The sequence below is a fragment of the Intrasporangium sp. genome, assembly GCF_036566125.1.
In the GTDB taxonomy this organism is placed as follows: domain Bacteria; phylum Actinomycetota; class Actinomycetes; order Actinomycetales; family Dermatophilaceae; genus Intrasporangium.
On record NZ_DATCWX010000010.1, the window covers coordinates 1 to 12,843 of the forward strand.

Annotated in this window: 14 protein-coding genes; 4 read left to right on the forward strand and 10 right to left on the reverse strand. The window is 69.8% G+C overall.

Annotated elements, in window-relative coordinates; all coding sequences use genetic code 11:
* Both VIR15_RS00730 and VIR15_RS00735 read left to right on the forward strand, forming a co-directional pair.
* On the forward strand, positions 1 to 856 hold an 856-nt coding region (locus VIR15_RS00730), incomplete at its 5' end, for a PASTA domain-containing protein (RefSeq protein ID WP_331925552.1).
* A 7-nt stretch (positions 857 to 863) separates the two neighbouring features.
* A complete protein-coding gene (locus tag VIR15_RS00735) occupies positions 864 to 1,763 on the forward strand; it encodes a DMT family transporter (RefSeq protein ID WP_331925553.1) in 900 nt (299 codons plus the stop codon).
* A gap of 110 nt (positions 1,764 to 1,873) precedes the next feature.
* On the opposite strand, the gene VIR15_RS00740 is transcribed toward VIR15_RS00735, so the two are convergent.
* The 5 genes from VIR15_RS00740 to VIR15_RS00760 form a co-directional block, all read right to left on the reverse strand.
* Positions 1,874 to 2,962 (reverse strand): threonine aldolase family protein, encoded by a 1,089-nt coding sequence (locus VIR15_RS00740; protein ID WP_331925554.1) that lies wholly within the window; start codon positions 2,960 to 2,962, stop codon positions 1,874 to 1,876.
* 2 nt (positions 2,963 to 2,964) lie between these two features.
* Positions 2,965 to 4,365 carry a class II 3-deoxy-7-phosphoheptulonate synthase gene (locus tag VIR15_RS00745; protein WP_331925564.1) on the reverse strand — a complete coding sequence of 467 codons (1,401 nt, stop codon included), beginning with the start codon at positions 4,363 to 4,365 and terminating at the stop codon, positions 2,965 to 2,967.
* 118 nt (positions 4,366 to 4,483) lie between these two features.
* Positions 4,484 to 5,185, reverse strand: coding sequence for a response regulator (locus VIR15_RS00750; RefSeq protein WP_331925555.1), 702 nt, complete (start codon positions 5,183 to 5,185; stop codon positions 4,484 to 4,486).
* A complete protein-coding gene (gene macS / locus VIR15_RS00755) occupies positions 5,178 to 6,308 on the reverse strand; it encodes a MacS family sensor histidine kinase (RefSeq protein WP_331925556.1) in 1,131 nt (376 codons plus the stop codon). The genes VIR15_RS00750 and macS overlap by 8 nt, the downstream gene beginning before the upstream one ends.
* Before the next feature lie 62 nt (positions 6,309 to 6,370).
* Positions 6,371 to 7,249 carry a lysophospholipid acyltransferase family protein gene (locus VIR15_RS00760; RefSeq protein ID WP_331925565.1) on the reverse strand — a complete coding sequence of 293 codons (879 nt, stop codon included), beginning with the start codon at positions 7,247 to 7,249 and terminating at the stop codon, positions 6,371 to 6,373.
* Positions 7,250 to 7,328: 79 nt separating this feature from the next.
* Here VIR15_RS00760 and VIR15_RS00765 point away from each other — a divergent pair, with 79 nt between their 5' ends.
* Positions 7,329 to 7,880, forward strand: coding sequence for a hypothetical protein (locus VIR15_RS00765; RefSeq protein WP_331925557.1), 552 nt, complete (start codon positions 7,329 to 7,331; stop codon positions 7,878 to 7,880).
* 58 nt (positions 7,881 to 7,938) lie between these two features.
* On the opposite strand, the gene VIR15_RS00770 is transcribed toward VIR15_RS00765, so the two are convergent.
* The 4 genes from VIR15_RS00770 to VIR15_RS00785 all read right to left on the reverse strand — a co-directional run bounded on the left by VIR15_RS00770 (position 7,939) and on the right by VIR15_RS00785 (position 10,523).
* Complete coding sequence (locus VIR15_RS00770) at positions 7,939 to 8,625, reverse strand: endonuclease/exonuclease/phosphatase family protein (protein WP_331925558.1); 687 nt, start codon at positions 8,623 to 8,625, stop codon at positions 7,939 to 7,941.
* Positions 8,626 to 8,693: 68 nt separating this feature from the next.
* Complete coding sequence (locus tag VIR15_RS00775; protein WP_331925559.1) at positions 8,694 to 9,662, reverse strand: ROK family glucokinase; 969 nt, start codon at positions 9,660 to 9,662, stop codon at positions 8,694 to 8,696.
* On the reverse strand, positions 9,659 to 10,075 hold the full coding sequence (locus VIR15_RS00780) for a hypothetical protein (RefSeq protein ID WP_331925560.1): 417 nt from the start codon (positions 10,073 to 10,075) through the stop codon (positions 9,659 to 9,661). Before VIR15_RS00780 ends, VIR15_RS00775 begins: the two co-directional genes overlap by 4 nt.
* Positions 10,068 to 10,523, reverse strand: a complete 456-nt coding sequence (locus tag VIR15_RS00785) for an SRPBCC family protein (protein ID WP_331925561.1) — start codon at positions 10,521 to 10,523, stop codon at positions 10,068 to 10,070. The genes VIR15_RS00780 and VIR15_RS00785 overlap by 8 nt, the downstream gene beginning before the upstream one ends.
* An 87-nt stretch (positions 10,524 to 10,610) precedes the next feature.
* Here VIR15_RS00785 and VIR15_RS00790 point away from each other — a divergent pair, with 87 nt between their 5' ends.
* Entirely contained in the window at positions 10,611 to 12,401 is a 1,791-nt protein-coding gene (locus VIR15_RS00790) for an AMP-dependent synthetase/ligase (protein ID WP_331925562.1), read from the forward strand.
* 28 nt (positions 12,402 to 12,429) lie between these two features.
* On the opposite strand, the gene VIR15_RS00795 is transcribed toward VIR15_RS00790, so the two are convergent.
* Positions 12,430 to 12,843: hypothetical protein (locus tag VIR15_RS00795; protein WP_331925563.1), on the reverse strand; the 414-nt coding region annotated here is incomplete at its 5' end.

Here is a 12,843-nt window from a genome sequence, read left to right on the forward strand (position 1 = left end):
CGCCGCCGCCGCCCTCCTCGCCGTCGCGGGCATCGGAGGATGGTGGTTCACGGCCGGGCCCGGCGCGACGACGGTCGTGCCCACGGCCATCAGCCAGACCCTCGACGACGCAGCCACGGCCCTGGACGATGCCTCCCTGCGGTTCGAGTCGAGTGAGGCCTTCTCCGAGACCGTCGCCAAGGGCGCCGTCATCTCGATGCAGCCCGCCGCCGGCACCGAGGTCTCGAAGCAGTCCCTCGTCCTGCTCGTCGTCTCCAAGGGACCCGAGCGCTACGACGTGCCCAAGCTCGTCGGCGCCAAGGCCTCGGGGCTCCGTGACGTCCTCACGCCGTTGACGCTGAAGAGCAAGTCCACCGAGGACTGGAGCGAGACCGTTCCGAAGGGCACCGTCATCTCGCAGAAGCCCGCTCCGGGGACCGCCGTCAAACGGGGCACCGTCGTCGAGGTCGTCGTGTCTCAAGGGCGCCAGCCCATCCAGGTGCCGGACGTGCGCCAGCTGCAGATCGACGAGGCCATCGCGAAGCTCACCGAGGCGGGCCTCAAACCGGTCCGCGGCGAGGACGTCAACCACGACACCATCCCGGCCGGCCACGTCGTCTCGCAGCAGCCGGAGAACGGCACCCTCTTCCGCGGGGACGAGGTCACGGTGGTCGCCTCCAAGGGCCCGATCATGGTCCCGGTGCCCGACCTGCTCGGCAAGCCCGTCCAAGAGGCGGAGGCGACGTTGGGTGCGCTCGGCTTCAAGGTCGAGGTCCAGCGACCGCTCGGCACGTTCTTCGAGCTCGTCCGCAACCAGAGCGTGCCCGGCGGCCAGCCCGCGCCGCAGGGCAGCACGATCATCCTCACCGTCGTCTGACGCCGCCGTGCAGCACGCCGCGCGGTCGCGCCTCGCCACGATCCTGCTCATCGCCCTCACGGCGGTGTGGGGCTCGACGTTCTTCCTCATCAAGGACCTCGTCGAGCACGTGCCGCCCGTCGACTTCCTCGCGGTGCGCTTCACCATCGCGGCCGTCATCATGGTCATCCTCTTCTGGCGGCCGCTCCGGGCGCTGCGCGGCCGTGAGGTGTGGATCGGCATCTGGCTCGGGGCCCTCTACGGCCTCGCGCAGATCTTCCAGACCCAGGGCCTGGCCAGCACGCCGGCTTCCGTGTCCGGTTTCATCACCGGCACCTACGTCGTCCTGACGCCGCTCATCACCGCCGTCGTCCTCCGTGAGCGGGTGCCCGGCACGACGTGGGCTGCCGTCGGCCTCGCGACCGCAGGTCTGGCCCTGCTGTCCCTCCGCGGTCTCTCGGTGGGCGTCGGGGAGGCCATCACCCTGCTCGCGGCCGCCCTCTACGCGCTGCACATCGTCGGGCTGGGGCGCCACAGCTCGCACCACATCGCGACCGGCCTGTCCGTCGTCCAGATGGTCGTCATCGCCGTCATCTGCACGGTCGGGGCTGTCCCGGGGGGTGTCGTGCTGCCGGCGACGCCGGCCGACTGGGCGTCGGTGCTCTACATGGTGGTCTTCGCGAGCATCCTCGCGCTCTGGGTGCAGACCTGGGCGCAGGCGCACCTGCCGGCGACGAGGGCCGCGATCGTCATGACGATGGAGCCGGTGTTCGCCACCTTGTTCGCCGTCTGGCTCGGCGGGGAGTCGCTGACGTCGCGGATGGTCGTTGGCGGCGGGCTCGTCCTCGCGGCCATGTTCGCCGTCGAGGTGCTCGCCCGCCGGCGCCCGGGTGAGCTACCGGCCGAGACGCTCCACCACGAGGTCTGAGACCCGGCCACGCCGGAAGATCACGTATGCCGCTGAGCCGGCTCAGCGGCATACGTCAACGTCCCAGCCCTGCCGCCCACGCACCCAGCAACACACCGAGAGCCAGACGATCACGGGGTGGGTTGGCCGCCGCGCGCCAGGAGCGAGGTGAGCACGTCGATGGCGTGGCCGGTGGCCTCGTCGTCGACGTCGAGGTGCCAGACGAGCCGCACCGCCCGGGGGCTGATGGCGTAGCTGCGTACCCCGCGGGTGAGCGCGGCAGCAACGAACTCGGGGGCGGCCCACCCGGCCGCGGCGACGTCCACGATGACGATGTTCGTCTCGACCGTCGCCAGGTCGACGCTGCCGGGCGCCGCCTCGGCCATCGCCTCCGCGGCCCGTCGTGCCCGGCCGTGGTCGACGGAGAGGCGGTCGATGTGGTGCTCGAGAGCCCAGAGTCCAGCGGCCGCGAGGATGCCTGCCTGACGCATGCCGCCGCCGAAGCGCTTGCGCCAGATCCGCGCCTCGGCGATCGCCTCCGCCCCGCCGACGAGGACGCTGCCGACGGGTGCTCCGAGCCCCTTGCTGAGGCAGACCGACACCGTGTCGAACTCCCGACCGTAGTCCGCGAGCGGCACGCCGCTCGCCACGTGGGCGTTCCAGAGCCGGGCTCCGTCAAGATGCATGGCCACGCCGTGCTCGCGGGTCAGCTCGCGCGCGCGACGGATCTCGTCGAGGGACTGGATCGTCCCGCCACCGAAGTTGTGGGTGTTCTCCACGATGACCAGGGCAGTGCAGACCTGGTACGGACCCACTCCGGTGATCATCACCGACGCCGCGTCGGCCGCCCGGAACCGTCCCCGCTCGGAGACCCAGGTGCGCGACGAGATTCCGGAGAGGACGGCCGCCGCACCCAGCTCGGCGCGAAGGACGTGGGCCAGGGAGTCACCGATGAGCTCCTCCCCCGGCTTGACGTGCAGGCGCACGCCGAGCTGGTTGGCCATCGACCCCGAGGGGGTGAAGAGCCCGGCCTCGTGCCCGAGCAGTGCAGCCACCCGCGCCTCGAGCTCCCGGAGCGTCGGGTCCTCCCCGAAGACGTCGTCACCGACGACGGCGGTCGCCATGGCCTCCCGCATGGCGAAGCCCGGACGGGTCACCGTGTCGCTCAGCAGGTCGGCACGGATCGCGGGCGCGCCGGACGAGCCGGACGCCGACGCCACGGTCAGACCTGTCCGAGCATCTCGGCCACGACGAACGCGAGCTCCAGCGACTGCTGGTGGTTCAGGCGCGGGTCGCACAGCGACTCGTAGCGCTTCTCGAGGTCAGCGTCGAGGATCTTCTCCGCGCCGCCGAGGCACTCCGTCACGTCGTTGCCGGTCAGCTCGACGTGGATCCCGCCCGGGACGGTGCCGAGTGAGCGGTGCACCTCGAAGAAGCCGCGCACCTCCTCGACGATGTCCTCGAAGTCGCGCGTCTTGTAGCCGGTCGACGCCTCGAACGTGTTGCCGTGCATGGGGTCGCAGATCCAGGTCACTGTCGCGCCGGATGCGGTCACCTTGTCCACGAGGGCCGGCAGGGCGTCGCGGATCGTGCCGGCGCCCATCCGGGTGATGAAGGTGAGACGTCCCGGGGTCCGGTCGGGGTCAACCTTGTCGATGAGGCGCAGGACCTCGTCGATGTCGGCCTTCGGGCCGAGCTTGACGCCGACCGGGTTGCTGATCCGCGAGACGAAGTCGATGTGGGCGCCGTCGATCTGCCGGGTCCGCTCGCCGACCCAGACGAAGTGTCCGGACGTGTCGTAGAGCCGCCCCGACCGCGAGTCGATGCGCGTCAGCGGCCGCTCGTAGTCGAGAACCAGGGCCTCGTGCGCCGCGTAGAACTCGACCGTGCGCATCGCCTCGAAGTCGGCGCCGCATGCCGCCATGAACCGCATCGCCTTGTCGATGTCGCGGGCCAGCTTCTCGTAGCGGGAGTTGGCCGAGTTCGTGACGAAGCCTCGGTTCCACTCGTGGACGTAGCGCAGGTCGGCGTACCCACCTGTGGTGAACGCCCGCACGAGGTTCAGCGTCGCCGAGCTCGCGTGGTAGGCACGCTCGAGCCGCCGGGGGTCGGGCAACCGAGCCGACTCGTGGAACGCGAAGTCGTTGACCATGTCCCCTCGGAAGGCCGGCAGGGTCAGGCCCTCGCGCGTCTCGACCGACGACGAGCGGGGCTTGGCGTACTGCCCGGCCATGCGGCCCACCTTGACGACGGGCACGCTGGCGCCGTAAGTCAGCACCGCGGCCATCTGCAGGATCGTCTTGATCCGGTCCCGGATGTTGTCGGCAGTCGCCGAGGCGAAGGTCTCGGCGCAGTCGCCGCCCTGGAGGACGAAGGCGTCGCCGATGGAGGCGGCGGCCATGCGCTGCGTGAGCTGGTCGCACTCGCCCGCGAAGACGAGCGGCGGATAGGAGGCGAGGGTGTCGACCACATCGGAGAGAGCGGCCGTGTCCGGCCACGTGGGCTGCTGCGCGGCCTCGAGCTGGGTGGCTGCTGCGTTCAGCGCAGCCAGGGCGTCGGCTCCCACTCCGGGCTCTTCTGAACGGCCCTCGGTGCCTCGGCCGTCGGCGAAGTCGGTGGTCATTGTCACCCAATCAGGGTAGTCGCCATCGGCCCGTGCTCCCGCCCGGGTCCGCATCCCGAAACCCGCCGCCGGGTGTGTTGCCGATGGATGCCGTATGCCGCTGGGCTGGCTTCCGTCGTCAGGTGGGCTCGACCGGGTCGATCCCCCGGTCGAACGCGAACCGGACGAGCTCGACGCGATTGTTCAGGTGCAGCTTGCCGAAGATGTTCTGGACGTGGTTCTGGACCGTGCGGTGCGACAGGAACAGAGCGCTCGCGATCTCCTTGTAGCCCATCCCCGTGGCGACGTACTTGAGGATCTCGGTCTCCCGCTCGGTCAGTTCTGGCACCGGACGCTGAGGCGAGTTCCGTGCGCGCTCGGACCCGACGCGCCGGAACTCGCCGAGGACGAGGCCGGCGAGACCGGGAGTGAAGACGGGCTCGCCCGCGGCGGTGGCGCGCACGGCCGCGATGAACTCGTCCCGGCCAGCCGATTTGACGAGGTAGCCGAGAGCGCCGGCCTTGACCGCGTCGAGGACGTCCTGCTGGTCGCCGCTGGCCGACAGGATGAGGATCCGGGTCCTGACCCGGGCGGCGGCCAGGGCCGCGCAGACCTCCGGCCCGGTGAGGCCGGGCAGGTTCAGGTCGAGCACGAGCACGTCCGGCTCGGTGGCCCTCGTCCGGTTCACCGCGGCGTTGCCATCGTCGGCCGTGGCCACGACATCGAATCCGGCATCGGCCAGGTCACGCGCCACGGCGTCACGCCACATGGGATGGTCGTCGGCGACAACCACCCGGATCGCCGTCTTCTCGTCGGTCTTCTCGTGGGTCTCGTCAGTCACGGATCTTCCTCGACGGTATGCGCAGCTCGACGGTGGTGCCGCCCGCCGACCCGGACCGGAGGGTCGCACTGCCCCCGAGGTCCTCGAGCCGCCCGGTGATGCTGGAGGAGACGCCGAGTCGTCCCTGCCCCCTCGCCTCGTCGAGGCGACCGGGCGCCAGGCCACGACCGGAGTCGCGGATCGTCACCCCGACCTGGGCGCCGTCATCGTCGACCAGCACCCAGGCCTCTGCTCCGGGTCCCGCGTGCTTCCGGACGTTGTCGAGGGCGGCCTCGACGGCGGCGACGAGCTCCTCGCCGACGCGCCGCGGCACGGGGACCGGCTCAGCGGGGACGACCAGATGGATGACGTCGCCCTCGATGTGGCCCAGCAGGGCGCGCAGGTCCGCGTCGCCGCTGACGGCGCGGCTCACCTCGTCGAGGTCGGCCTGACTGACCAGGGTCCGGAGGATCCGCTCCTGCTCGGCGGCCATGGCGCCAAGGGTTGCGGCGTCACCACCGAGGTCCTGTCCGCGGCGGTGGATGTAGGCCAGCGTCTGGAGGACGCCGTCGTGGACGGTGCGGGCCAGGCGGTCGCGCTCGGCGCGGGCGGCGTCGCGACGCATCGCCTCGGCCAGAGTCGCGTGGCTGGCGCGGGCCAGGTCGACGCAGTAGCCGAGACACCCTCCGAGGAGCAGCCCGAAGATGGAGTTCGTGACCGTGTTGCCGGTCGGCTGGATCACCTCGAGGAACGAGGCGGCAGCGACGGCCGAGGCGGCGAGGACACCACCACGCCAGCCCCGGAGGATGGCCCAGCCGACAATCGCGGCCGAGGGCCAGATCGAGGGAACCGTCTTGGCGCCGCCGATGATGACCCAGTCGTGGTCGACGAGTCGCGTGGCGAGGATGGCCGCGCACCCCAGGACGAGCTCGATCGCGAATGCGCGCTCCGTGCGCCTCGGTCGAACCGTCTGGGCCACGGTCCAGCCGGCGAGCAACGCCAGGATGGCAACCCCGATGGACAGGTCCGCGACCTCGTCCCTCCGCAACCACAGCGAGTACGCGGCGTAGGCGAGCGCCAGGGCTCGGAACACCTCCACTGCGCGCCAGAGGCCCCGCACGACTGCGTGCTCGTCAGTCGGCACGAGCCGATCAGTCCGATCAGGCCGATCAGAGGACCGGACGACTCCGACGACCCCCATGCGGTTCAGGATGCGGCTTCGACGCCGTGACTGGCGTCGCCGTCCTCGTCGCCGCCGGCGTCGTCGGGGCCAACGGCGTCGGTCGACGTCACCGTGCGGCGGATCACGGGTTTGCCCTCGGCCGCGTCCAGCGCCTCCTCCAGCTCGGGCGCCGCGCTACCGGGCTTGGCCGCCTCCTGCAGCTCACGGGCCTTGGCGCGCGCCGCCGCGACGAGGCGGTCCTTCATCGAGGTCGCGTACATGTCGACGTACTCCTGCTCCGACAGGAGCATCAACTCGTACATGACCTCGTCCGTGATGGAGCGCAGGACGAAACGGTCATCCTCCATGCCCTCGTAGCGCGAGAAGTCGAGCGGCTTGCCGATGCGGACGCCGATGCGCATGATGTGCGGGGCAAGTTTGCCGGGCGGCTGCGCCTTGTCCGTGTCGATCATCGCGACGGGGATGACGGGTGCCCGTGACTCGAGGGCCATGCGGGCCATGCCGGTCCTGCCTCGATAGAGCCGGCCATCGGGCGACCGGGTGCCCTCCGGGTAGATGCCGAGCAGGTCGCCCCTGCGGAGCACTCGCAGGCCGGAGTTGAGAGCCGCGGTGCTCGCCTTGCCGCCCGAGCGGTCAACGGGCAGCTGCCCGACCCCCTTGAAGAAGGCCTTCGTGAGCCACCCCTTGAGTCCACTTCCCGTGAAGTAGTCGCTCTTGGCCAGGAAGGTGACCCGGCGCTTCACCAGGAGGGGCAGGAAGATCGAGTCGGAGAACGACAGGTGGTTGGAGGCCAGGATGGCGGCTCCCTCGGCGGGCAGGTTCTCCTCACCCTCGACCCAGGGACGGAAGAGAAGTTTGAGGACCGGCCCGAGAACGATTGTCTTGAGCACCCAGTAGAACAACCCTGTACCACCTCCCACGTCTGCCGCGAGCAGCCTACGGCACTCGCGCCCAGCCGTACGGCGTGCGAGGATCTGTGTCGTGAACGACCGGGACCTTGACGCTGAGTTCGAGCGCATCGTCGCGGGCTGGGACAGCGAGGCCCCCGACCCGCAGCAGTCCTCGCAGCCGTCCACGCCGACGTCCACGGAGGCGTCCACGCCGACCTCCACGGAGGCGGCACCCGACGAGGCCGATCCGGGGTCGGTTTCCGGTCCGTCCGGGGTTTTCAAGAACGCAGGTCTCAACCTGCCGATCGCTCCGACGACTGCACACGTGTGGCGAGGGGCGGAGCCCACGGACGACGATGTCGACGAGCTGCTCGAATCAACCGGGGTGGACGACGAGGACGACCATTTCACGCCGCCCACGGAGATGGACCTTCCCACCGCTGAAGAGGACCCCATGTTCTGGGCCATCGTCGGCGGCCTGGGGGGTGGCACGCTCCTGCTGCTCTACGTGCTCTTCTTCGACCGTGGCGGCAGCGGGTGGTGGATCGTCACCGCCATCACGATGATCGTCGTCGGTTTCGTCCTGCTCGTCCTGCGCGGCGGCACCGAGCGCGATCCCTTCGACGACGGAACGCGCGTCTGAGTTCGCCTGCACGTCCCGATCGAGTGGACAACATCGGGTCGGCTGGCACAAGAGCCGTTCACTCGATTGTGGGTGGACTCCTTCGCGGGCGGGTGGCTGCAACGTCGATCCACACCGGTCGGTGATCGGATGCCGCGGCCAGGTCCTCGACGTCGAGGTTGGCGAGGTCCTGCTGGGAGGCGGGGACGGTGGGAAGGTCCGCACTCGCGAAGATGAAATCGAGCGGCGACCTGGGATCATGCGCTGGGAAGGTCGGCTGCGTGCCAGAGGCGAGCACGAGCCGTCCAGCCAGGCGACGATGGGCGAGCCCGTCGGTCCCCTCGTTGAGGTCGCCGGCGACGACGGCTCGCTCCGGCAGCCTCGAGAGGATGGCCCCGGCGTGCCGCTGGCGCTCCTGCGCCCCGAGGCTCAGGTGCACGCTGACGACGGTGATCGGGACCCAGCCGGGGAGCGAGACGTCGACAGCGGCATACCCACGGGTGCGGTCAGGGAAGCGGACCGTGAGCCGACGTCTGGACGTGCCATGGACCCGGACCCGAAGCGCGGTGAGCACGGCCGTCCCGCCGGTGCCGAGGCGGCCCCCTGCCCAGTAGAGGCCACACGCCCGGGCGAAGGAGGGCAGGCGGAACTCCGTGGTCAACCTGCGCGGCACCTCCTGGAGGCACAGCACGTCGGGACGGAGCGCCCGAACGACCCTGGCCGCGGCGGCACGGTCGGCGGTGAAGTCCTTCACGTTGTAGCTCATGACGCGCAGCTGCCCGGTCGGGTGCCGCGCCGGTCCTGGGACTCCCCCGGCTCGGCCCGACGGCGCGGTCATCGTCCTGAGCGGGCTAGCTCTGCCGCGCCAATGAGGCCGGCGTCCGCACCGAGCTGTGCCCGCACGATGCGCGCCTCCGGCCGGTAGCCACGCCCGGGCAGCTGTCGCTTGAAGGCTTCTCGGGCCGGCCCGAGAAGCAGCTCGTCCGCGGCGCTGACCCCACCACCGATCACGAACATGGCGGGATCGAACGCCGCAGCGAGGTTGGCCATGCCGACGCCGAGCCAGTCACCGATCTCGGCGAGCATCTCCCGCGCGGTCGAGTCCCCCTCCCGAGCGGCCTCCGTGATCACGGGTCCCGTGAGGGCAGTCGCGTCACCGCCCAGTCGTGCCACCAGGTCCGCGACGACGGGCGAGCCCGCCTCGATCAGCGCGCGGGCCTCGCGGACCAGGGCGTTGCCGCTGGCGTACTGCTCCCAGCAGCCACGGTTGCCACATTCGCAGCGCACCCCGCCGGGGACGACCTGCATGTGGCCGTACTCGCCGGCGATGCCGTGACGGCCTCGCTGGACCTCCCCGTCGATGATCAGTGCCCCGCCGATCCCCGTGCCCAGCGTGATGACGACGACGTGCGACTCCCCTCGGGCGGCTCCGAACGTCCGCTCGGCCCAGGCAGCGGCGTTCGCGTCGTTGTCCACGGTCACGGGCCATGGAACCCGCCCGGCGAGACGGCTCCGCAGTGGTTCGTTGCGCCAGGACAGGTGTGGTGCGAAGAGGACGGTCCCCCGGTCCGCGGAGACGAAACCGGCCGCCCCGACGCCGACGGCAACGACGTCCGCCGGGTCGAGCCGGTCGATCAGCTCTTCGACGCACGTGGCGATGGTCTCCTCGACGACCGCGGGCGAGGTCGATCGGTCCGGGGTCTCCCGTCGCGTCCGGTGTGTGATCCTGCCGTGCTCGTCGACCACTCCCGCCGCGACCTTCGTGCCACCGATGTCGATGCCGATCGCCAGGTTGGAGCTCACCCGGGATTCGTCCCCTCGGTCGCCTCGTCCGTCGGTGGCTCGTCCCGGTTCTGCTTGTCCCGCTGTGCATGGGCGAGGTCGCGCAGCCCCGTGGCCGCGAGATCGACGACGTCGGCCACCCGCTCCAGCGAGTCGGGGCTCATCCGCTGCACGAAGGAGATGAGCTGACAGACCGGGCACAGTCGGCAGGCCGCGGGTGTCGTGCCGCCACAGGTGCACTCGCCTCGTTGGGCTCGTGAGCCGGTCTCACCGGACCCCTCAGCAGAATCACCACTGGGCCGCTCGGACTGCTCGGACTGCTGGGTGGCCGGCCCTCCCCAGCCGCGCGACGACAACAGGTCAACCAGCAGGGCCGCCTCGTCGGCCACCGACCCGGGAGCCGCAGTAGGCGTCCCGTCTCTCGTCTCAGCCACCGCGTCCGGCCTCGGCGCGCTTCTTGAGCTCCTTGAGGGCCGTGTCGACGATGACCTTCTCCGCCTTGCGTTTGAGCATGCCGATCATGGGGATCTTGAGGTCAACCATCAGCTGGTAGGTCACTCTCGTCGAGTCACCGAGGTCCTCGAGCGCATACGAGCCATTCATCGCCTTGAGCACCGTCGCCCTGACCAGTGACCAGGTCAGCACCCCGGTCCCGTCCTCGTCGATGTCCCACTCGTAATCGAGCACGTACGTGTCCTTGATCGCACCAGCGTCCAACGTGAACTGGACCTGGTCCGCCCAACCGTCGCCCTCCTCGGCGAGGACAGCCACGTCCTTCACTTCACTCGCCCATTCGGGGTAGGCCTCGAAGTCGGCGATGATGTCGAGCACCTCACCCGGCGAAGCATCGATGACGATGGAGGACTCGGTACGTTCGGCCATGCGCCGAAGGCTATCGCGCGGTGAACCGGACGCGGCGGCCCCACTGGTCGATATGGTGAGCAGAACACTGAAAAAACAGGAGTCACCGTGAAGCACAAGGACGTGGCAGCACTCGCGCCGCAGACCACAGAGGGGACGTTGGCGGATCTACCGAGGCGCAACGCCGACGCAGTGCCGGGCGAGGGGGCCTTCAGCAAGAAGGGTGTCTCAGGCGAGTGGACTGACATCACGTTTCACCAGTTCGCTGAGGAGGTGACGGCGCTCGCCAAGGGGTTCATCGCAGCTGGGATCAGGCAGGGCGACCGTGTCGCCCTGATGTCGCGCACCCGATACGAGTGGACGTTGGTGGACTTCGCGGCCTGGACCGCAGGCGCCGTCGTCGTGCCCATCTACGAGACGTCGTCGCCCGAGCAGGTCGAGTGGATCCTGTTGGACTCCGGCGCCACGTGCCTCGTTGTCGAGTCGGCGCGCCACCGCGAGATCGTCGAAGAGCTACGCGACCGCCTGTCCGCGCTCACGGAGATCGTGGAGATCGACGGCGGCGGCATCGAGGACCTCAAGGCTCGAGGCATGGAGGTGCCGGACGCGGCCCTCGTGGAGGCGCGCGCCGGCCTCGACCGCGCCTCGGTCGCCACGATCATCTACACCTCGGGCACCACTGGCCGCCCGAAGGGCGTCCTGCTGACCCACGGGAACTTTCTCGATCTGGTCGAGAACGCCGTCGAGAAGCTCGGCCGCGACGTCCTGACTCCCGGGTCCTCCACCCTGCTGTTCCTCCCCCTCGCGCACGTCTTCGCGCGCTTCATCGAGGTCCTGTGCGTGGCCGCACGGGTGCGGATGGGTCACGCCGCTGATATCAAGACGCTCCTCGACGACTTCGGCAGCTTCAAGCCGACGTTCGTCCTCGCCGTCCCCCGGGTCTTCGAGAAGATCTTCAACTCGGCCGAGGCCAAGGCTGCAGCCGGGGGCAAGGAGAAGATCTTCCACCGCGCTGCCACCGTCGCCATTGCCTACAGCGAGGCACTCGACCGCCAAGGACCGGGCCTCGGACTGCGTCTGCAGCACCTGCTCTTCGACAAGCTCGTCTACGGCAAACTCCGGGATGCGATGGGCGGTCAGGTCCGGTACGCCGTCTCGGGTGGGGCGCCGCTCGGCACCAGACTGGGTCACTTCTTCCGTGGAATCGGTGTCAACATCCTCGAGGGATACGGACTGACCGAATCCACCGCACCGCTGTCGGTCAACATCCCGGGCCACGTGAAGATCGGCACCGTCGGTCCTCCTCTGCCCGGGACGTCGATCCGGGTCGCCGAGGACGGGGAGATCCTCGTCAAGGGCGTTGGCGTCTTCACCGCCTACCACCAGAACGACCAGGCCACGTCAGATGCCATCCGGGACGGATGGTTCCACACCGGCGACATCGGTGACCTCGACGAGGACGGCTACCTGCGCATCACCGGTCGCAAGAAGGAGATCCTCGTGACCGCGGCCGGCAAGAACGTCGCCCCGGCGGTGCTCGAGGACCGGCTCAGGGCGCACCCGCTCGTGTCCCAGTGCATCGTCGTCGGTGACCAGAAACCCTTCGTCGCCGCACTGATCACCCTCGACGCCGAGATGTGGCCGTTGTGGGCCCCGACGCACGGCCTCGAGAACGTGACGATCGAGGAGGCACGGACCCACCCGAAGGTGCTCGATGCCCTCCAGCACGCGGTCGATCGGGCGAACGAGGCCGTGAGCAAGGCGGAGTCGATCCGCAAGTTCACGGTCCTGTCAGGGGACTTCACCGAGGCGAACGGCTACCTGACACCCTCCCTCAAGTTGAAGCGCAACATCGTCATGAAGGACTTCGAGGCGGAGGTGGAGTCCCTCTACTCCTGACGACTCACGTCGACCCACGACCGGGTGGTCAGTCGCGCTGAGCAACCAGTCCGGCGAGCCGAGACCGCCATGCGGCAATCACCTCACCCGTGCTCGTGCCGAGACGGCTCCTCAGGACCTGGTCCGTCACCGCATCGGCATCCGCTGGGCGCGGGCCGGGACCCGTTTCGCTCTCGTTCACGGCACGGAACAGTGCGACCAGCCGATCGGTCCCGTAGTGGTCGGCGATCGTCCGGGCGAGTGTCAGCGAGAGCCCGTACGCTGCCGCGAGATCACCGCCCGACGCCTGGAACTCGGGCGCAGCGGGCGGGCCGGTCGGCAGGCCGGACGACCTGATCCGGTCGAGCGCCGACTGCACGAGGTCGCGCTCTGGAAGCTCGACGTCGCGATACGCGACGAACTCGGAGAACCCCTCCGACAGCCAGAGGGGCGGCTGCCGCTT

Excerpts from the sequence above, each read along its gene's own strand:
- VIR15_RS00785 (WP_331925561.1), bottom strand. The coding sequence starts at position 10,523 with ATGGCCGAACGTACCGAGTCCTCCATCGTCATCGATGCTTCGCCGGGT.
- VIR15_RS00745 (WP_331925564.1), bottom strand. The coding sequence starts at position 4,365 with ATGACCACCGACTTCGCCGACGGCCGAGGCACCGAGGGCCGTTCAGAA.
- VIR15_RS00770 (WP_331925558.1), bottom strand. The coding sequence starts at position 8,625 with ATGAGCTACAACGTGAAGGACTTCACCGCCGACCGTGCCGCCGCGGCC.